This window comes from Chitinophaga sp. 05T412 (assembly GCF_056396465.1).
This window is the reverse complement of the sequence record NZ_JBFTLN010000012.1, coordinates 223,657-244,965: the sequence shown is the minus strand read 5'-3', so window position 1 is coordinate 244,965 and position 21,309 is coordinate 223,657. Positions and strand designations below refer to the sequence as shown.

Annotated in this window: 14 protein-coding genes; 6 read left to right on the top strand and 8 right to left on the bottom strand. The window is 48.1% G+C overall.

Features of this window, described 5'->3' with window-relative positions:
• Positions 1 to 65 precede the first annotated feature (65 nt).
• The 4 genes from AC1DFM_RS24990 to AC1DFM_RS24975 all read left to right on the top strand — a co-directional run bounded on the left by AC1DFM_RS24990 (position 66) and on the right by AC1DFM_RS24975 (position 6,220).
• Complete coding sequence (locus AC1DFM_RS24990) at positions 66 to 1,481, top strand: TlpA family protein disulfide reductase (RefSeq protein ID WP_477079501.1); 1,416 nt, start codon at positions 66 to 68, stop codon at positions 1,479 to 1,481.
• A gap of 55 nt (positions 1,482 to 1,536) precedes the next feature.
• A complete protein-coding gene (locus AC1DFM_RS24985; RefSeq protein WP_477079500.1) occupies positions 1,537 to 4,077 on the top strand; it encodes a M1 family aminopeptidase in 2,541 nt (846 codons plus the stop codon).
• Between the two features lie 33 nt (positions 4,078 to 4,110).
• Positions 4,111 to 5,220 (top strand): redoxin domain-containing protein, encoded by a 1,110-nt coding sequence (locus AC1DFM_RS24980; protein WP_477079499.1) that lies wholly within the window; start codon positions 4,111 to 4,113, stop codon positions 5,218 to 5,220.
• A gap of 160 nt (positions 5,221 to 5,380) precedes the next feature.
• The gene (locus tag AC1DFM_RS24975) at positions 5,381 to 6,220 is read left to right on the top strand and encodes a universal stress protein (protein ID WP_477079498.1); all 840 of its coding nucleotides are present in this window, start codon (positions 5,381 to 5,383) and stop codon (positions 6,218 to 6,220) included.
• On the opposite strand, the gene AC1DFM_RS24970 is transcribed toward AC1DFM_RS24975, so the two are convergent.
• Together AC1DFM_RS24970 and AC1DFM_RS24965 are read right to left on the bottom strand one after the other, a co-directional pair.
• The gene (locus tag AC1DFM_RS24970; protein WP_477079497.1) at positions 6,213 to 6,878 is read right to left on the bottom strand and encodes a hypothetical protein; all 666 of its coding nucleotides are present in this window, start codon (positions 6,876 to 6,878) and stop codon (positions 6,213 to 6,215) included. The genes AC1DFM_RS24975 and AC1DFM_RS24970 overlap by 8 nt on opposite strands.
• A gap of 8 nt (positions 6,879 to 6,886) precedes the next feature.
• Positions 6,887 to 8,347 carry a patatin-like phospholipase family protein gene (locus tag AC1DFM_RS24965; RefSeq protein WP_477079496.1) on the bottom strand — a complete coding sequence of 487 codons (1,461 nt, stop codon included), beginning with the start codon at positions 8,345 to 8,347 and terminating at the stop codon, positions 6,887 to 6,889.
• Between the two features lie 237 nt (positions 8,348 to 8,584).
• On the opposite strand from AC1DFM_RS24965, the gene AC1DFM_RS24960 reads away from it, so the two are divergent.
• Positions 8,585 to 9,598: a DUF3500 domain-containing protein gene (locus AC1DFM_RS24960; RefSeq protein ID WP_477079495.1), complete on the top strand. Its 1,014-nt coding sequence runs from the start codon at positions 8,585 to 8,587 to the stop codon at positions 9,596 to 9,598.
• A gap of 97 nt (positions 9,599 to 9,695) precedes the next feature.
• Here AC1DFM_RS24960 and AC1DFM_RS24955 read toward each other — a convergent pair whose 3' ends face one another.
• The 5 genes from AC1DFM_RS24955 to AC1DFM_RS24935 all read right to left on the bottom strand — a co-directional run bounded on the left by AC1DFM_RS24955 (position 9,696) and on the right by AC1DFM_RS24935 (position 18,242).
• Complete coding sequence (locus tag AC1DFM_RS24955; protein ID WP_477079494.1) at positions 9,696 to 11,228, bottom strand: sulfatase family protein; 1,533 nt, start codon at positions 11,226 to 11,228, stop codon at positions 9,696 to 9,698.
• A 34-nt stretch (positions 11,229 to 11,262) separates the two neighbouring features.
• Positions 11,263 to 12,918: a RagB/SusD family nutrient uptake outer membrane protein gene (locus tag AC1DFM_RS24950; protein WP_477079493.1), complete on the bottom strand. Its 1,656-nt coding sequence runs from the start codon at positions 12,916 to 12,918 to the stop codon at positions 11,263 to 11,265.
• Positions 12,919 to 12,938: 20 nt separating this feature from the next.
• Positions 12,939 to 16,337 (bottom strand): TonB-dependent receptor, encoded by a 3,399-nt coding sequence (locus AC1DFM_RS24945; RefSeq protein ID WP_477079492.1) that lies wholly within the window; start codon positions 16,335 to 16,337, stop codon positions 12,939 to 12,941.
• Between the two features lie 116 nt (positions 16,338 to 16,453).
• On the bottom strand, positions 16,454 to 17,593 hold the full coding sequence (locus AC1DFM_RS24940) for a FecR family protein (RefSeq protein WP_477079491.1): 1,140 nt from the start codon (positions 17,591 to 17,593) through the stop codon (positions 16,454 to 16,456).
• A 70-nt stretch (positions 17,594 to 17,663) separates the two neighbouring features.
• Complete coding sequence (locus tag AC1DFM_RS24935; protein ID WP_477079490.1) at positions 17,664 to 18,242, bottom strand: RNA polymerase sigma factor; 579 nt, start codon at positions 18,240 to 18,242, stop codon at positions 17,664 to 17,666.
• 181 nt (positions 18,243 to 18,423) lie between these two features.
• Between AC1DFM_RS24935 and AC1DFM_RS24930 the strand changes: the two genes are divergently transcribed.
• A complete protein-coding gene (locus AC1DFM_RS24930; RefSeq protein ID WP_477079489.1) occupies positions 18,424 to 18,777 on the top strand; it encodes a tail fiber domain-containing protein in 354 nt (117 codons plus the stop codon).
• 72 nt (positions 18,778 to 18,849) lie between these two features.
• Here AC1DFM_RS24930 and AC1DFM_RS24925 read toward each other — a convergent pair whose 3' ends face one another.
• Complete coding sequence (locus AC1DFM_RS24925; RefSeq protein ID WP_477079488.1) at positions 18,850 to 21,225, bottom strand: ABC transporter permease; 2,376 nt, start codon at positions 21,223 to 21,225, stop codon at positions 18,850 to 18,852.
• Positions 21,226 to 21,309 lie beyond the last annotated feature (84 nt).

Genomic DNA, 21,309 nt, shown 5'->3' with positions numbered 1-21,309 from the left:
AAAATAATACGCTTCTTCACCCTTTTTGCAATTTTAGTTGCCTTTAATTAAACCACATCTAAATCATGAAATCATTCCAGATATTAGCCGCCATGCTACTCGGTAGTATGTCTTCCTTCGCCGGAAACCCGGTGGCTGCCACTTCACTGAATGTGAAGGTGGGGATTCCCACAGGATATAATGGAGTCCTCAATTTTGAGCAGTTAGAGAATCCCCGGTTAACAGCATATAAATCTGAAACCATTTTCCTTAAGATGGATAAGCCGATGGCTGCTTTTTCACGATCCTTGAATGCCGGTACGCAAATTCTCCTGGTGAATAATTGTCCGGTACTCGTCAATGCCGGAGATCAGATACAGATGGTGTTATCTCCTAAGTTGAAAGATGGAAAAGTATTTACATTCAGATTCTCTCCCTCTTTTACGGGTAAAGATGCTGCCCGTCAGGCATTACCACACCAGATAGATAGTTTGTATACAGCTGAGGAGTCTATCAGCACCGTGGAAGGAATGGATGCATTTATCAAAAACAGTGCGCAACAGGTACAGGCAATGATAACCCGTGCTAAAATAACGGGTAAGGAAAATCTGGCACTGCTCAACGCTTACGAACAAACGAAATTAATGCGATTGAAATATGCATTTCAATATACCCATAAGGCGCTGCTACCATCAAAGGCCTATGGCGATTGGTGCCTGAATGGCTTTGATATCACATCAGCTGCTTTTTCGGGAATATCCAGTGATACCTATATGCAGGAAACGCTGAACCTCTGGTGGGAGCTGAGAAAAATGCAGGACAGTGTGTTAAAAAATGAGTTTAAGCTGGTAGAAGTGATGACACAGTCAAAAAGTGAGCTGGTAAAAGGTTCATTGGCTTCCAAGGAAATCAAGATAGAGTCGGTACGACACAACTGGTCTCCACGTCTCAAGCAAATATTTTCAATTGTTTCCGGAAATCTGGCTAAAGATAATCCCTATAAACAGGTAGTGGATTCCATGCACACCTGGTACAGCCGGTTGGAACCAGGAACACCCGCCTTTAATTTTGCGTTGAAAAATGACCTGGGTGATATCGTTCGGTTGGCTGATTTTAAAGGTAAAGTAGTCATTATAGATTGTTGGGCTACCTGGTGTACGTCCTGCGTAGCTGGCCTGCCATCCTATAATCGCATCAGAGAGTCTTATAAAGATAAAAAGGATATCGTATTCCTGACTATTGGCTGGGAAGGCGAAGGTGCCGAAGAAGCCTGGAAAGAATTCTCTAAAAAGAAAGAAATAAATGGTGCTACTAACCTGATCCTGTCGCTCGACAGAGCAGATGAGCAATGTAAACAGATGGTGGAACGCTTTTGCATGACCGGCGTACCCCGCTGGATCGCTATCAACGAAGAAGGTAAATTGTTGGATGGCGATATGGGACATCCTGGTGATCCGCAGCTCGAGCAAAAGATTGCGAACTATTATAAAATGAAGAACTAATTCTATTGCTGTATTCTAATTCATGGTAAGCTTGTATCGGAAAATCATAATAGGGTTGATAGTAACGTGTCTTTACTGTTATAACAGTTTCGCACAAACGAAAAAGGAGACCGTTACTACAGCCGAAGCATTTGCGCCGCTGGTGTTTCCTCCCGGCAATACCCACCGCACAGCGGACGGTAAACCTGGAGCCACCTACTGGCAAAATAGTACGGATTATAAAGTACAGGTGTCTTTTGATACCCTTACCCGTAATTTGCAGGGTACGGCGCAGATGACCTATACGAACAACAGCCCGGTAACATTAAATTATGTATGGTTGTCTGTTACGCAAAACMGCTTCCGGAAAGACTCCCGTACTGCGGTGTTAACACCACCACAAGGCACTCGTTTCGGTGTACAGGAATATACAGACGGCTGCCGCATTCATCAGCTGCAGGTGGCTATGGGTACAGGAACGCTAAAGAATGCTGCTTATGATGTAACCGATACGTATGTGAAGGTAACCCTGCCGGCACCACTCAAGTCAGGTGAAAAGGTAAAGATGACGGTGGACTACGATTTTACACTACCCTATAACGGGTCCGACTATATGGGTATCCTGACTGCAAAGTATGGGAAAGTATACCAGCTGGCAGGCTTGTTTCCCAGAGTAGCAGTATATGACGATGTGCAGGGCTGGAATGTGTTTACAGCTGGGTACTATGTAGAACCTGGATCTGTTGATGTAAGTATCACGGTGCCTGCCGGCTTAATTGTTCAGGGCAGCGGCGTACTCACCAACCCGGAAGCAGTATTACCTAACACTACTTTGAAGCGGTATCAGCAGGCCATGAAAAGTGACACGGTGGTGCGTATCATCACGGCACAGGAGGCTATTCAAGGTTTGACGGTATCCGCTGGCCCCAAAACCTGGCGTTTCCAGCTGGATAAAGCAGATGATGGCATGTGGGCGATATCTCCGGCATTGGTGTGGGATGGCGTGAAAGCCAATCTCCCTAATGGCAAACAAGTGTTGACGATGGCGGCCTATCCGCCGGATAGCAATCCTGAATGGGATACCATTGCCAAACAGATGAAGGGTATGGTAGAAACCTATTCCGGCTTGTGGACATCTTATCCATATCCAACCTGGGTCAATATCGGTGGATCTATCACCGGGGTTGCATCTGCGGCTGTGTCAACCATTCAGTATCAGAACGTTTCTTTCGGCAATACCATCTGGACTAAAACCAATCATGAACTGGGGCATACCTGGTTTAATATACAGATCGCCGCCGATAGTAAGCATGGCTGGATGTGCGAAGGATTGAACACCTTTATTAACCTGATTAACTGCGATACCCTGAAGGGTCCTGGCGCTTTTCAAATGGAAAGCGCGATAGAGTGGTTGTCGTCTAAAAAAAGTATACAACCATTAAATACACCAGCTGCTTCCGTATCACCAACCGATATGGCTATGGTGATGTATGTAAAGCCAGCAGTTGCTCTGATGCTGTTGCGCAACGATGTAATTGGTCCGAAACGTTTTGACGCCGCATTCCGCACATTTATGAGCGACTGGTCTTTCAAACATCCTACTCCAAACGATTTTTTCCGTGCCATTGAAAATGGCACCGGAGAAGATCTGAGCTGGTTCTGGCGCAGCTGGTTTTTGAACGACTGGAAACTGGATCAGGCTATTAAAGGACTGAACTATGTAAACGGGGACCCCACAAAAGGAGTAGATATCACGGTAGAGAACAAGGGAGATATGATTATGCCGGTAAATGTACTGATCCGGGAGTTTAACGGTAACGTATCTACGCTGCATTTTCCGGCGCAGATCTGGCAGCTTGGCAAAATGCATACTTTCCGGTATGCGTCTACCAGCCCGGTTATTGCGGTGATATTAGATCCGCAGAAAGCCATCCCTGATATAGATCGTGGCAATAACGAGTGGAGAGGCACCGGCGTAAAATTCCCGGTGATGAAAGGAATGGATGCTGCCATGATTATTCGCCGCTATCTGAAACTGATAGGCGGAGAAGCACGACTGAAGCAGTTGTCTGCCACCWCATTAGTTTACGCAACGGCTGAAGACAACAAGTTGGGGTTTAATAAGAAAGAAACGGCGGATGGTCAGGCAAGCCTCTCCACCACGCTTAATAACATTCATCTGACGCTCCGGAATGCATTGATCACTGATACCAGTGCTACTTCGATGCATTTGGGAGATGCGATGAAAATGAATGCCGCGCAAAAAGAAGAACTACGTTTAGCCGCTGCTGTTGTACCGGAACTGCTGTTTAAAGAACCCGGCTACCGGATGGTACTACGTGATTCTACCTTGCATATGAACGGGATGAATGCCTTTGTAGTCAATGTGACCACACCCTCGGGCGGTAGCTGGAATTACTACTATGACGCTGCAAGTGGTTATAAGATTGCTGAATCATGTGCGGCGAATCCGAAAGACAGCCCTTTTTTTACGCAGCTGGAATTCGCCGGATACAAAACTGAACAGGGAATTACACTACCTCATCAGCTGTATAGCCGATTTTATGAGGAAGGAGAAGAATCTCTGGAACTAAAAAACAGCGAACTGAAATTTTAATCAAACCATAAATCATCTAAAAAAACAAGTGATATGAAAAAAATACTGTTAGGACTTGGCTTCTTTGCCGCTTTCGGCGCCAACGCCCAGAAACGCCTGGATCTGAACGTAAAAATTGCGGGCCTGCCAAATGGCGATACTGTTCTGTTATGGGGACCATTAACCAAGACCCTGGACACTACCGTTGTAAAGAATGGCGCTATTCATTACAACATAGATATGTCTAACGGTGGTTCTACCTATATCATGCAGGTAGGTCTGGATGGTAATGACAAGCACGGAACGGTATTGTACCTGGAAGAAGGTAAAATGAATATCACTGGCAAAGGTCCTTACTTCGAGGGAGCACAGATGACGGGTAGCCCGTTTGTAGCCGACTGGGTAGATATCTCTCAGAATTTCCTTTACAATAAAGATAACAAGGAGTCCGTTGCTTTGCAGCAAAAACTGGAAGCTGCCAGCGCTATTGGTGATGCAGATGCTGCACGTGAAGCAAAAGCAGCTTTAGATGAAATCAATAAGAAAGATGTGGCGGCTGCACTGAAATGGATAAACGCTCATCCGAACTCCACTGCCGGTTCTTTCCTGATCAATGCTATCCTGGGAGTTGCCATGGATAAATCGCAGTTGTTGGATGTGATCAACAAAACAGGCGCGAATGTACAGAATACTGCTACCATCAAGAAAATGGTAAAAGATATTACGGGTATGGAATCCCGCGCTAAAATGCTGAATAGTGCCGCTCCTGATTTCAGCGCTCCGGATACCAACGGTAAAACGGTTAAGCTGTCTGACTTGAAAGGTAAATATGTATTGCTCGATTTCTGGGCCAGCTGGTGCAAACCCTGCAGAGCGCTGACGCCTCAATTAGTTGCTACTTACGAGAAATACAAAAATAAAGGATTTACGATCCTTTCTGTATCTCTGGATGAAAAGAAAGACAAGTGGTTACAGGCAATTGCCGAAGATAAAATGACCTGGTTGCAGGTGTCTGACCTGAAAGGTGGAGAAAGCCCAATTGCAGAACTGTATGGTGTAAAAGCTATTCCGGCTGCTATGCTGATAGATCCTACCGGCAAAGTGATCTCACTGGCTATTGGCGGCACCGCATTAGATGAAAAATTAGCAGAATTATTAAAATAAGAACCAACCAATTATATCCTGTGAAAAATTTAGGCGGCCGTTGTCAAACGGCCGCTTTTTTTGTTAGCAACAATAGCTTATATTCAATATATGGTTGCTACGCTTTGTGAGCATAACTGTTATGCGGGTGCAGCACGTGAACAAATCAAAGGAATTAGTTATGAAAACATTACTCGTACCAGTTGATTTTAGCACCACCTCCGATAATACCATCCGCTTTGCCGCAGCCTGGTGCGCACAATATGAATACAAACGCGTTATTCTCCTGAAAACATTCTACCAGAATGTATTTAGTGATATTGTAGTAGCCGCGGAATATGGCGCTGTTAACCAGGATTTTATGCAGCATCACCGTGAGGAAGCAGGCGCGCGCCTGGAAGCCATGTCGCAAACGATCAAAGCAACAGACGCTACTATTTCGGTAGCCATCTCCTTTAGTGAACTCCCCATACTCAGGGCCGTGATGGAAATGATCCGGGAAGAAAATCCGGAAATGGTCATGCTCGGCAGCGATCATAACGACAGCGACAGTCTCATTGCCCGCAACGTAATTCCCATTGCCAAAGCCAGCCCTGTCCGGGTCATGATGGTGCCCGCCGGATTTGCCTACGAGCCGGTTAAAAACGCCCTGGTACCGGTTAACTTTAAAACCATCCATGAATTAGATAAACTAAGCAAATTAAAGGCTTCTCCTACGTGGGCGGCTACACGTTTAATGGTGCTGAATGTAGATCCGGAGGAACACTATGCGCATCCCGATGATCAATTCCGGGAAGATGAGCAGCACCTGCATGAATACCTGAAAAATTTCCACCACGAACTGTATTACCGGAACGACCGCGATATTCTCCAGAGCATCATCGGGTTCACCACCACCAATGAAGTACAGGTGATCATTGCCTTACCGGGCAAGCGTAGCTTCCTCTATGCCTTAACCCATAAAAGCATTTCTGAAGCCATTTGCCGTTCCGCCAAAGTGCCGGTAATCATTCTTAAATAGCGGRAGGTAGCACCGGTTGCCGGGGTATCAGCTGTACGCCAATAAACACGCCCAGTTCAATGGCCAGTATCAGCAAATAATGCAGGGAACTGGCGTCAAAGTCGCCGGTAACCCAAAAGAAAAGCAGGGCAGACAGGCCGCATACGGCCGCTATTGACGACAATCCCCATTTTGTTATTTCCAGCCATTGATAGGCTTTATGTACCGCTTTCGTAGAGGCGGGTACGTTAGGATGTATTTTGCGTAGCAGGTAAATGTTCTCCACCATATCACAAGCCCAGGGTATCAGCTGCAGCCAGGCCAGCCACCCAAAAAGCACCATGCCGGCAGGATTCATTTTCTCTGCCACTTTAAAACAGATCAGGAATATACTGCCGTATACAGCGGGCATAAACAGGAAGTCTGTCCACAGTTGCCCGCGTAAAGCCGACAACGTTTTGGTTTGCTGCTCTAACGGCAACGCATATATGCCTTTTACCAGGCCGGGAATTTCATTGGGCGAGCCGGGAAACTCCAGGTCCAGGATACTAAAGCGACGCACCACCACATCCATGGTGAAAAACTGCCGGCTTTGCTGCATCATGATGAAGGTTGTTCCCAGCAGTACCGCCATGGACATACATAACCAGCACCAGGCGTTATCAGAAATTATTTCCATGTGGTTGATTATTTGGTGAGTTGTTTTTGTAATGCTGCGCGGTTGTCTTTGTAAGTACTCCAGTCAAATTGCTGCAGAAACTCGCACGCAGCCTGCGCTCCCAGCGCAAACATGTCTATTTTATCCTGGTCCGGCAGAAAGAAATTTAACCAATTGTATTTATCATCTGATAAATCCACTTTGCCGACGCCTTTTTCATACACCTCGTTTTTCAACAGGAAGTCTTTATCATAATAGTTGCGGATGGTATTGAACATGCGGCCTATGTAGCCGGTTAGCGACCAGTTAAAGGCGTTTTCGCCTTTATCACCGGGCTTGCTGTCGTCCAGGTCAATACCAAATGAAGGCAGTCGTGGCACGGGGATATTGGCGTTATAGAAGATACTGATCGGAAAATTGGATAAAATGCCGCCGTCCACAAACCGGGCATTGCCCGGGGGACTGACATTATGGAAGAATTCATTCCATGCCGCAATAATACGGTCATCACTATACGGAATATCGTTGATCATGTAGGATTCAAAAAATACCGGGATGGACATGGAAGCCCGTATAAATCCCGCCGGCTGCATGGTGTCCGGGTCGGTGCGGAAAAGTTTGCACATCAGCGGAAACTGTATCTTATTTTGTGTGACCAGCTCGGAGGTGATGAAGGTCACATCGCCTTTTAAATCATCCACACCGCTTTCGTTGTGAACCCTTAATGACAGGGGAGGACAGGTACTTGCTTTTTTATTCAGATCGCTGACCGTGGCCACACCGTTTTGTAACAGCAAGCCTTTGATCCAGTTGTAAAACACATCGCCGGGGTTAATGCCGAAGCCCGAATTCTTCAGGCGTTTGAGCAAATTGATGGTATAGGAGCTGATCATCATCAGCAACAACGACCAAAATCCGGTGAGGATAAAACAGGCGCCAGTCCAGGCGGAAAGGGCCGGGAATTTGCTGCGTAGTCCCACCAGTACCACATCTGCTATTACCAGCAATCCAAAAAATGCCAGTCCAAATAGCAACCAGTTTTTAGCTTTGCCAACAAAATCCTTTTTGGTGATGAACTTCCGGATCAGCCACCGGGCGGCCGGATGGCCATCCACCAGGGAGAAGAAGTCCAGGTCGCAGATGGCTTGTAGTACGGCGGCTGATTTTTTATCTTCCTTATTATCAATCACCGTAATCAGGGCGGTATTGATAGCGCCGGCGCTGGTACCTGCCAGTCGCAAAAAACGGATGCCCATCTCCTCCAGAATATACGTGTATCCCACGAGGGCGATGCCGAATACACCACCGCCTTTTTGCACCAGGTTCACATACTGATGCCCTGCGGCATCCACTACGTCTGATACAACGAAAGGCCGGCCACCCTGGCTGGTGTCAAAAGTCTTTTTTAGATTTTCCAGGTCCGCTTTGACCCGGCTGTCATTGATAAAATCGGTAATAGCCAGTTTGGCTTTGGTGTTTTCAGGGGGCATAAGATCGTGTTCTAAGGGGTAGACAACTAAGATAGATATTTTTTGGGAGAGCTAAAAGCAGAAAGCGGAAAGCAAAAAGCTATTTTAGCGATTGCTTAGCGCGAATAATTAGCGCTGTGCTTTAAGCAATCGCTAAAATAGCTTTTTGCTTTCCGCTTTCTGCTTTTAGCTACTTGCAGATCCCCTGTTTAACGCTTATCTTGGGAATATTTCCACGTTATTATAAACCATCAGCGTATGCACCGGTTCTTCCTGTCAGTCGCCATTGGCCTGCTTTTCCGACTACCCGTAGCGGCGCAGGACATGGTCAGCAAAGCCCAGCAGTTTATCCGTTTACTCAGTACCACCCAGCAGGCGCAAACCTGTTATCCTTTCGATACCGGGGAGCGGTACCATTTCTCTTACATTCCGCGGGACGACCGCAAAGGCATTGCCGTAAACGATCTGAATGCCGCCCAGCGTAAGGCGCTCTTTGCCCTGTTAAATACGGCCCTGAGTACGGAAACAGTAAAGAAAGTGAACGACATTATGCAATTGGAGCTGGTGTTGAAAGGACTGGAACATCGGGCGGAAAATGATCATTACCGTGATCCGGGTAAATATTTCCTCACCATCTTTGGGGTACCTGCTGCTAATACTGTATGGGGCTGGCGGTTTGAAGGGCATCATGTAGCTTTTAATTTTTCGGGAGATAGAAATGAACTGGTGGCCGGAACGCCCGGTTTTCTGGGCGCCAATCCTGCGATTGTGCTGGAAGGGCCTCAAAAAGACAAACAAGTGCTCCGCGCAGAAACGGAGCAGGGATTTGACCTGCTGCGGTCCTTATCTCCCGAAGACCAACAAAAGGCGGTCATTGCCACCACCGCGCCGGGAGAAATCATTACCGGCGCAGCCCGGCAAGCCATGATCAGTCATCCGGACGGCATCCGTTATGCGGAATTAAATCCTGCACAGCAACAGCGGTTACTGGGACTTGTCAGCCTCTACGTACATCGCTTTACCAAACTATTTGCAGATCAGATGTTGAAAGATATTCAGCAGGCTGGACTGGACAGCCTCCGCTTTTCCTGGGCAGGCAGTACAGAAAAGGGATTGGGGCATCCCTGCTATTACCGGATTCAAGGGCCTACTGTCATCATTGAATATGATAACACCCAGAATAATGCGAACCACGTACATACGATAGTCCGTGATCTTAAAAACGATTTCGGCGGAGATCAGCTGCTGGAGCATTATAAGGCGGAACATTAAGGAAGAGCAGAAAGCAAAAAGCAGAAAGCAAAAAGCTATTGTCGCGTATATCACTCGCTTCAATAGCTTTTTGCTTTCTGCTTTATGCTTTCCGCTTTTAGCGGCTCTGAGGCTTTTGCTTTATCGCTTCCAGTTCCGCTGCCATGGCTTTCACTTTGTCCGGATATTGTGCGGCCACATTTTTCTGCTCATGTACATCTTTGCTGAGCTGATACAGTTGTGGTTCGCCATCATTACCCAGTTCAATATTTACGGCACGATCCAGTTTAGCGCCTTTGGAAGGGGTGATGTATTTCCAGTCGCCGGAAACGAGCGATAAGGTACCGGCATGTGTAACCAGGTAGGGGCGGCTGTTGCGTGATTTTCCCAGCAATTGCTGCAGCATATCGAAGCTGTCTGGAGCTTCATCTGCTTGCAGTTGTTGTCCGGTGAGGTGCGCAAAGGAAGCAAACAGGTCCAGCTGACTGATCAGCGTGTTGGCGGTTTGATTACCTTTTACGCCGGCGGGCCATTTCACAATAAATGGTACCCGGGCGCCGGCTTCAAAAGCGCTGTATTTACCACCGCGCAGGGGACCGGCAGGTTTATGTGTACCTACCAGTTCCACGGCCTGATCCAGATAGCCATCGTTGAGTACAGGACCGTTGTCGCTGGAGAAAATGATCATGGTGTTGTTGGTAAGACCCAGGCTGTCGAGCGCTTTCACGATGCGGCCTACGGTCCAGTCCAGCTGCAGGATGGCATCGCCGCGAAGGCCCATGCCGCTTTTGCCACGGAACTGGCTATTAGGATAGCGGGGCACATGAATATCTCCGCTGGCGAAGTACAGGAAAAACGGTTGTTGTTTGTTTTTGCTGATGAAGCCAATGGCTTTGTCGGTGATGGTACCGGCAATGTCAGCATCTTTCCAGCGGGCGCTGTTACCGCCGCTCATCCAGCCAATGCGACTGATACTGTCAACAATGGTTTGATTATGTCCCTGGTGCGGATCTGTGTGCATGCGCAGCTTTTCCGGATTTTCCAGGCCGGTGGGATCGTTTCCTATTTTATGCTGATAGTTGACGGTGATAGGATCGTTTGCATCCAGGTTCACTACCTCATGGTTCTCTACAAATACGCAGGGAACGCGGTCCAGCGTGGCAGGCATAATGAAGGAATAGGTGAAACCCACTTCCAGCGGGCCGGGTTGAATGGATTTGTTCCAGTCGATACCTTCCTTGCCACCAAGGCCCAAATGCCATTTACCGATGACGGCCGTTTGATAACCGGCATCTTTCAACATGCCGGGCATGGTGCGGTGATCTCTGGGGATGATGAGGGAAGCATCTCCTGGCGCGATTCCGGTGCCTTTTTGCCGCCATGGATATTTACCCGTGAGGATACCGAAACGGGAAGGGGTACACGTAGCAGAGGTAGCGTAGGCATTGGTGAAGCGTACGCCCTGTTTGGCCAGCCGGTCAATGTTAGGTGTTTGTATGCGCTTCATGCCGTAGCAGCTCACGTCGCCGTATCCCAGGTCATCTGCGTAAATGATGACGATGTTGGGCTTTTGCTGTGCGGCTGCTGACAAAGTCAGGAGCCCGCACAGCAATCCACCGCTGATTTTTTTAATAAAAGAAGGATATATCATCAGTATATGTTTTCTTCATTGTTGACGCCACAAGTTACTTCAGATTTGGATTGATATTCGTTTCTCTTTGTGGAATGGGCCATTTTTCATCGGTGCCGGCTCTGAATGCCTTGGTGGTTACATACCAGCGGCTGTAAGGATCTATGGCGCCATTGTTTTTGCGCAGGTTCACTGCACCCGGAAATGCGGCGCCATAAAAATCACCTTTCAATACCTGTGCAGCATTGCCCCACCGGAGTAAGTCCCAGTAGCGGATGCCTTCCAGCGCCAGTTCATTTCTCCTTTCTTTACGAAGCAGGGTGCGCAATGTAGGTATATCCGTTACCGTTATAGGCGGCATGTTTACACCAGGGCGGGTTCTTATTTTGTTAATGGTCGCATCCAGTAGCCCCTGGTCAATGGCATCACCCCCTTCCAGTTTGGCTTCGAGGTAGCTGAGCAGTACTTCTGCGTAACGGATGATGGGCAGATCGATGCCGGAGTTTTGTAAATCGCCGCCGGCAAAACCTTCATAGCTGAATTTACCCATGCCAAAACCTGTGCGGGTAGCCTGTTTGGTGGTAGTCAGCTGGTCGGGCGATTTGGTGCTGTCCGGATGTGTTACATAACGAATTGTTTTGAAGGGCTGATTGTTGTACAACACAGTGTACTTCAACCGGGGATCACGATTGGCGCTGATATCTGCCGGATTATAACGGATATCGCTAAACGAAAATGGCGTACCATCTTTGAAATCATACGACTCTACCAGGTTGCCGAGCGGGCAATACAAATGCCATCCACCGGCGGCGGCAGGGTAAAGATGTTGCAGCATGGCATTGGGCGCGAGGTCTTGCAGGTACTGTGTCGCAAAAATAATTTCTTTGCTGTTTTCATTGGTACCGTTAAAAAGACTCTGGAAATTAGGGTCGATGCTGTTGTCGTTGAAGTCGATGATTTTTTTATAGGTGGCTGCAGCATCCGCAAATTTCTTCTCTGATAATTGCAGTCGCCCGAGAAAGGCCATTGCCGCCTGTTTGCTGGCACGACCTCTTTCTGATGCCGGGATATCTTTATACTGTGGTAAGTCGGCGGCAGCGGCATTCAATTCGCTGATCACAAAGTCAACCACCTGCGCTTTAGGTGTTTTAGTAACGGTATTGGCTTCCTGCAGGGAAAGGGTTTTAGTGACCAATGGCACATCTTTCCAGTACTGCGACATATAAAAATAAGTACACGCGCGCAGGAAGCGGGCTTCTGCAGTCATGCGTGCGAGTTTGGCAGCGCTAATGGGTGTTTTACCTACATTTTCCAGGAAGTAATTGCAGCGGCCAATACGGATATAGCTGGAACTCCAGTAGTCGCCCAGGATGCCAAGATCTGCAGTCATGGTACCATTGCTCAAACGGTTGGTACCGGCATTGTCACCGCGACGGTCGTAGGCATTGTCGGTGGCCAGCTCTATAAACAACAAGCCATTGTACGACCACCAGTCGGTAGCGTTAAACTCCGCTGATTTCTGCATCTGGATGTTGCCACGATATACACCGGTGAGTGCCAGCATGGCGTTTTGTTCACTGGTCCAGAAGACGTCATTKGAGTAATTATTTAATGGTGATTTATTTAGTTCTTTTTGGCAGGACATGCTGCCGGCGCCACAAAGGCCTATCAGTAAAAGATATTTATATAGCGGAGAAAATGGTGTCTTCATTTGTTCAGGTGTTGCAAGCATTAAAAATTAAGATTCAGTCCCACAGTATAGTTCGCCAGAATAGGGTAGTACGCGCCACCGGTATTCACTTCCGGGTCCCAACCAGTGCGGTAATTGCTCCAGGTATGGAGGTTTTCTGCGCTAAGACTTACCCGTACGCCTTCGATGCCGGCGCGGCGGAGCAAGTCTTTCGGCAAACTATAACCTACTTGTATGGTTTTTAACCGGAGATAAGAACCGTTCAGCACCCAGTAAGAAGACGTTAATGTGTTCGGCGTACCCTGGTTGGAGATCAGCTCCAGACGGGGATATTTAGCTTGCGGATTGGGATTTTCTGCGGTCCATCTTTCGTCCATCTGCCAGCGCTGCACATTACCATTCTGGTAGAATGCCCATCCGGCATAGTTATTCAGGTAGCCATTTACACCAGCAACGCCCTGTAACAGGATATTAAGATCGAAGCCATGATAGCTGCCGCCTAACGCAATACCATAAGTGTATTTGGGAATAGTAGAACCCAATACTTTTCGGTCGTAGTCGGCGGTTACCTTGCCATCTGGTTTGCCATCCGGACCGCTGATATCTTTGTAGCGGATATCGCCCGGTTTAGGACTGGGGTTGATGGCGCTCATATTGTTATTGGCTTTCCATGCCGCTATATCGGCATCGTCTTTAAACAAGCCATCGGCTTCATAGCCATAGAAAACGCCCATCGGGTAGCCAACAAACAGTGAACTACCATTACCGGTAAGTCCATTGGCCTGATGAATATTTCCTACGCCCAGGTCCAGCACTTTATTTTGAATGATGCTGAAATTGGCGCCTACATTGTAACTGAACTGCCCGATAGTGTTGCGGTGGGTGGCCGTAAATTCCCAGCCGGTATTTTTTAATTTACCGGAATTCTGTGGTCCTACCTGTGCGCCTAATACCTGAGAAATACTGTTGGAAGGGCTTACCAGGATATCATAGGTATATCGGTCGAAGTAAGAAATGCTGATAGCGAGTTTTTGTTGGAAGAAAGCAGCTTCCAGCCCCAGATCTTTGGTGCGGGTAGATTCCCAGTGGATCGTAGAATCATTGATGGTGGTTCTTACGGCACCCGGTGCTACTACGTTGCCAATAGGGTAGTTGGACCCGGTCACCAGTATATTCTGATAGGGATAGTTGGTGCCAAGGTTTTGATTACCCAGTGTACCATAAGACGCTTTGAGTTTTAATTCGCTGAGCCAGTGAAAGCGGTCTTTTATAAAGTTTTCCTCGGAAATACGCCAGCCTGCTGCGATAGAAGGGAAGAACGCATATTTATCATTTTTCGGAAAACGGGAAGAACCGTCGTAACGCATATTGGCTTCCACTAAGTATTTGCGGCCAAAGTTATATTGTAATCTGCCGAAGAATGATTTGAGTGCATATTCGGTGGCAGAGCTATTATTGGTTTGTGTGCCCGGATCTCCCAAACCTAATACTGTCAGGTCATTGCTGGGCAGGTTGCTGCGTGATCCGGAGAGGTCTTCGGAATGTGATCCTTCGAAAGAGTAGCCTCCTAGTACGGCCACTTCATGCCGGGCAATCTGTTTGTGATAGTCTGCCAGTGCCTGAATGGTTTTGTAGTTGGAGAAGTTGGAACCCTGGGTGAGATTGGAAGGGCCGAGGAAAATATTGTTGTTGATGCGTTGTGTAGCCAGGAAGGTTTTGTCCTGCGCCTGCGATTGGGTGTAACCGCCAATCACCGACAATTTCAGGTCGGAGATCACGAACCAGTCGAGCCGGAGGTTACCATTAAAATCAGTATTCCTGATATTATAGAAGGCGCCGCTGTTGAGCCATGCTACAGGGTTTMCTTTATTCACATTTCCTACGCCCCAGTCGCCGTTACTCATTTGGATAGGATAATTCGGCGTATACCTGATCACGTTAGAGATGATATCCTGCATACCGGTAGCATCCAATGTAGCAGGTGTATTAGGTTCCTGTCGGTTGGACTGCATCAGCGAGAAGCGGGTGTTGAGTTTGAGCCGGTCGTTGATTTTTGTTTCGAGGTTCAGGCGGGCATTGTATCTTTTGTAGTTGTTATTTTTTACAACACCGTCCTGGTCGAGGTAGCCGGCAGAGATGAGGTATTGTGTTTTGTTGTTACCGTTAGAGAGCGACAGGTTATGGCCTGTTTGCAGGAAATTCTTTTTAAAGGACGCGTCCAGATAATTGGCGTTGGGATAATTATCGGGATCGCTGCCATCTTTAAATTTCTGAATTTGTTCAGCGGTATAGGAGCCAGGCTGGGCTTCGTTCATCAGGGTGGCGTATTCCCATGAATTAACGAATTGAGGTGTAGAGGTAATTTTTTGCTGACCTACATAGCTGTTCAGGCTGATGCGCAGCTTTTGTGAGTTACCTGTTTTGGTGGTGATGAGGATGACGCCATTGGCGGCCCTGGCGCCATAGATAGCGGCAGAAGACGCGTCTTTCAACACGGAAATACTTTCAATATCGTTGGGATCAATATCATTGAATGATCCGGTAGGAATACCATCTACTAACACCAACGCATCAGCGGAGGCGCCGAAGGAACCTACACCGCGGATTTGAATGGAGCTATTTTTAGTGCCTCCGGGTTGGCCGCCGTTTTGTACTACGGTTACTCCCGGCATTTGTCCGGTGAGGGCTTGGGACAGCTGTGTAACGGGGCGGTTATTAATGTCTTTGCTGTTGATCTGGGAAACAGATCCAATCAGCTGTGATTTTTTCTGGGTGCCATATCCCACCACTACTATTTCATCTCCTTTTATATCGCGGCGTTTCATTACGATGGAGAGCGTGGATTGGCCATTGACAGGTACTTCCATGGTTTCGTAGCCCACAAAGGATACTTCCAGGATGATATTATTATCTGCCAGCGAAAGTGTAAACGTACCGTCGGCATTGGTGGTGGCGCCTTTGTTGGAGCCTTTCACACGTACCGTGGCGCCCGGGAGCGGTGTGCCGTTCTCATCTTTCACTATCCCTTTTAATTCCGATAAAGGGGTAGCAGTAGTGGCAGGAGCTGCCGGTACCACAGCTGCTTCGCGGATGACTACTATTTTATCGACGATATCGTAGGTGAGTCCTTTGGGCCGGAGGCATTGGTCCAGCACCGTTTTGATATCGGCGTTCGTAAAATGTACGGCAACATTGCCGGCGGATTTTACTAATTTTTCTTTAAAGAAAAACTGATATCCGCTTTGTATTTCAATGTCCCGTAACACTGATTTTAGTGGCGTGTTAGTAGCAGAGATGGAAATTTTCTGTGCATAGGTTTTGGCGCTTATCTGCAAACACAACGCCAATTGCAACACGATGACAAGCCTCATGGCCATTACGATTTTGGTGATTCCCGGCCTTTTCAGGAAGGGGGGAGTGAACTTAGCTCCTAAAAGCATAAATTTGTTTGGTTTAGGTGAGATAATAAGTAGTTAAGCGACTAGTTTTGAACTTGCCTGAATTCGGCCGGTAGTGCGGGAACACTGCCGGCTTTTTCTTTTTGGCTGATAATGATTTATGGCATAACGGTAATTTGTTTTCCTGTTACCTGGAAGTGTATTCCATTTAATTCCAGTATTTGCAACACCTTTGATAGCGGTACGTTCCGGGATATTTTTCCGGAGAAGCCATCCTCGGTGATTTTTCCGGTGAAGCGAACTTCTACATCATACCACCGGGCAATTTGTTTCATCAGGGTATAGATGTCGGTGTCGTTGAACCAGAAGTATCCTTCTTTCCATGCCATCACCTGCGCCAGATCTGCCTGTTGGCGGAAGCCGATGGCTGGTTGTTCGTTGATAATGGCTTGTTGCCCCGGCTGAAGCAACTGTTCCTGGCTACCTTTATTCACGCGTACCATGCCTTGCAACAGGGTAGTGGTGATATCGTTTTCATCTTCATATGCATGCACGTTGAAATGAGTACCCAGTACGGTGACGGTACCTTTGCGTGGCAGCTGCACCAGGAAAGGATGTTGGGCGTCAGCAGCTACTTCAAAGTATACTTCTCCCGTAACAGTTACCAAACGTTCCTTACCAGAAAAGGTAACAGGGAAACGTAAGGAGGACGCGGAGTTGAGCCACACTTTGGTGCCGTCGGAGAGTACCATGCTGTAATGGTTTCCTCTGCCGGTGCTGATGGTATTATAGGTGGTGGCGGTATTGGTATTGTTACCGGAATAAATCAGGTGTCCGTTCACCAACTGCACAGCGGTATTTCCTTGTTTAGTGATAACGCCGTTGGCAGCGGTATCCAATCCTATTACGGAAGCATCGCCGAGGGTGAGGGTGGCGCTTTCTTTGCCGGGTGCAATATCTGCGATGGGCGCTTTAGTGACAGGTGCGGTGGTTTTTTCCCGCATCAGCCAGGTGATGCCAAATGTGAGCAGGAGTGCTGCTGCGGCGGCATAGGGCCACCAGGTGAACCGTTTTACGGGTGTGTGGCTGGTTAAAATATTTTGTAAGATGTGGTCTGCTGCATCCGGTGTAATCACCGGTTCTGGTGCCGATAGTTGCAGTCCCTGAGCATGTATCAGCTCCGCAATTTTTTCTGCGGGGGCCTGTTCTATCAGCGCCATGAGCGTGGCCGTTTCTTCCGCCGTGGCGGTCCGGTTATAGTATCGTTCAAAAAGTTCCTGCAGCTGTTGCTGATCCATAGAAATAGTCTTTCTCCATACTTAGGACAAAATTGCGGATCAAAAAGGGGGAGGGGTGTCTAAAAAAAAGTTATAATAATAAATGAATGGCCGTCATGGTAACCGCCAGCTGCAGTTTTACGTGTTTGGAAATGGCTTTGGTGGCCGACTCCAGGTGCGTTTTTACTGTTTCCCTGCCAATGTTCAGGTGGACGGCAATTTCCTGATAGGTCATGCGTTCATGCCGGTGCAGCAGATAAATTTCTTTCTGACGCGGTGATAACTGATCGATGGCTTCATCAATCAGCGTGTAGAAGGTGTGGGTAGGATCAATGCTGCTGGTTTCGGTGGCATTATCTTTTACCCATTGTTCCCAGTGTTTATATTCCCGGGCTTTGCGTTGCAGGGCATTGAGGGCGTGGTTGCGGGAAATCACCAGCAGCCAGGACCAGAAATGCTGGATGTCGCCCAGTGTTTCCCGGCTGTTCCAGATTTTCAGGAATACGTCCTGTACTATTTCTTCCGTGAGTGGGCGGGATTGTGTGACCCGGTAAATATGGGTAGCCAGCAAAGGATGCCATTGCTCAAACAGTTGTTTGAAGGCGCGTTCATCTCCGGAAGCAATCCTGGAGAGCAACATGTTCTCATCACGTGTAGCTGAATTTTCCACTGTCAAATATTAATAGTTCCTGGCGCCGGTGGTTGTCCGGCCTTGTTAGTATTCACATAAACCTGGTGGGGGTTTGTTGGTGTCAGTTGTTTGTTCACTTATTACTCCATGTTCCGGAGTGCTGCAAGCAAAGATGCGGAAAAAATAGTTTTTCTGAGCATTAATATTTTTCGAATGTATTATGTGTTTTTGGTATGCAAAAAAGCCTGACGGGGCGGGCCATCAGGGACGAAAACTCTTCACTCCCTCTATCCCCACCGTAGCCAACACCCTGGCCCAGCGCGATGCCTCCGGTAACCTGAACGCTACTGGCTTTCTGCAAAACTCCCTTGCCAGTCTGAAGAAAAATATTCAACCCTTTGCCGAAGATGCTTTGGGCTTGCTGATGCAGGTACAGATAAAGCAGTTTATTTATAAAGATGATAAACAGGAAAATGTACGCATCGGCATCATCGCTGACAGCACCGGCTGGTACTTTGACCAAAACAGGCAATGCGCTTTTGTACCGGTGAAAGAAGGACCTGATGGGAAGTGAGTGGAAGAGGCCTCTCTTCGTTTTAAGTAAAGTTATCAGCGCCGCAGTATTCATTCACTGCGGCGCCGGTATTTATGCGGCATTGATATTTTTCATGGGATTAGCGGCTACGGCCCGCATTACCTGTATGCCTACCGTTAGCAAGGCAACGAACGCCGCAAAGCTGCCCGCAATAATAAATATCCACGCACCGATAGTGACGCGGTAAGCAAACCCCGCTAACCAATGCTGCATCACGCTCCAGGCAATGGGAGCCGCCAGCAGGAAGGCGGTGCCCACCAATTGCATAAAATCTTTTGAAAATAGGGCGACCATATTAGTCATGCTGGCGCCTAATATTTTGCGGATACCTATTTCCCGCATCCGTTGCTGGGTGGCTATATGCACCAGGCCAAACAATCCGGAACAGCAAATCAACACCGACAACAACGCAGCGATATAAATAATTTCCTTCCAGCGCTGTTCCTGCGCATATTCGCGGGCATTTACTTCATCCAGGAACTGATAGGAAAACGCGGTTTCTGGCAATGCTTTTTTATAGGCGGCTGCCAGTGCGTCCAGCGCAGCAGATTGGCGGAGTGGGTCCAGTTTCAGCCACACCTGACCACCAAAAGTAGGATGTTGTATCATCACCAGCGGGGTAATACGTTCCCGCAGGGAGCCGGTATGGAAATCTTTGACCACTCCCGTAATGATGCGGGGCAAGGAATCAAAGTAAGCATCGGTATGAATAGGCGTGCCAATCGGATGTTGCAGCCCGGCTGCTTTCACAAAGGCTTCGTTCACAATAGCGCCGGAAGACATGGCCCCCTGGAAGTTTTCTCCCTCCTTCAAATGGATACCCATGGCGTCGAGGTAGTGGGGGTCGATGACCCGATGGATAGCCGGAATCTCTTTACCGGCCAGTTGTACCGCGGAAGTGCCGCCCCGTTCACCACCAAAGGAAAGTACCCGGATACCCGGTTCTTTAGATAGCTCATTTTGTAGCAATGCCTGTACCGGCGCCAGCTCACGGGCGCCACTAATAGGTGTTACCACTACCTGTTGCGGATGATAGCCGAGGTCTTTGGTACGCACGTAATCCATTTGCCGGTAAAACAACAAGGTCACGATGATAAAGAAAACTGCCAGTGAAAATTGGGTCACTATTAATACACGTCCCAGCAGCTGTCGGCCAAACAGGTGCTGCTTGCCGGAAAAGGCTTGCAGGGCGCTGCATTGGGCCAGTATATAAGCGGGATATACACCGGTGAGCAGCACAATGCCTGATAGTAAGAGCACACCAGATAACAGGAGTGTTTTGTTAAAGATGGCTGCTACGGGAATTGCTTTGCCGGCCACCTGGTTAAATAAAGGCAACGCGGCAGCGCTGAGCAACAGTGCCAATACCAGTGCCAGTGCACATAACAGGCCGGATTCCACCAGGAACTGCCCAACGATTTGCCGGCGGTTGCTGCCATTTATTTTTCGTACACCTACTTCTTTCACCCGTTTTAAAGATCGCGCCAGCGTAATATTGATGAAATTGATGGCGGCCATCAGCAGGATAAATACCGCAATACCAAGAAACAGATAAGAGAAGACAGGATTGCTGCCATTAATAATACCGCCTTCGCGGCTGCCTTCTGCATTGTATAGTGGATGCAGGTGCATAGCTGTGATGGGCTGTAATCCAAATGACAGCAGGGGCTTCCCGGCGCCGGCATAGGTACGTTGTATGTGATTCATTTTGGCCGCCACCGCCTCGGGCGCAGCATCCGGCCGGATAGATACAAATGTACTCAGGTACATATTGAACCAGTCGTTATCTTCAAATGATAATTGCAGAAAGCGGAAGGGTAGCAATACATCAAACTGCACAGAGGAATGCATGGGCGGATCTTTCACCACACCACTGATCACCAGCGGTTTTCCGAGCGCCCGGGCAGAAGGATCTGCATCCATTCGCAGCAGCTGACCCACCACATCGGTGCGGTTAAAATATTTCAACGCCGTCCTTTCCGTAATCACAACGGAGCCAACGTCCTGCAGTGCAGTAGCCGGATCGCCTTTCAGCAACGGGAAGTTGAGTACGGAGAAAAAGTTGTCATCTGCAAACAGGAGTTGTTGTTTCAGCACTTTATCATTGGCGATGATATCGCCGTAAATACCTCCACCCATCACCCGGCTGTAGTTCACCATTTCCGGCACCTGCGCCTTGAATACAGGGCCTTGCAGCTGACCGGTATTACCGGTTAGCTGTGGCGTGTTATCGGAAGGCGTAACGGTGGTGGTGATACGATAAACCTGTGAGGAATGGAAGGTGTCAAAGCTATGTTCGTCTATCAGGTACAGCAGCGCTAAAACCATAGCCGCCATGCCCAGGGCCAGTCCCAGGGTATTGATAAGTGCGTACAATTTGTGTTGCTTATGCTGACGGAAGGCTATCTTAAAATAGTTTAGGAACATAGTTTCGTTTTTCTCCGCGCCCTGCCTCAGAAAAGATGCCGTCTTTTGGCGGCTTGACAACCAGTAAGATAGCGCATTTGCGGG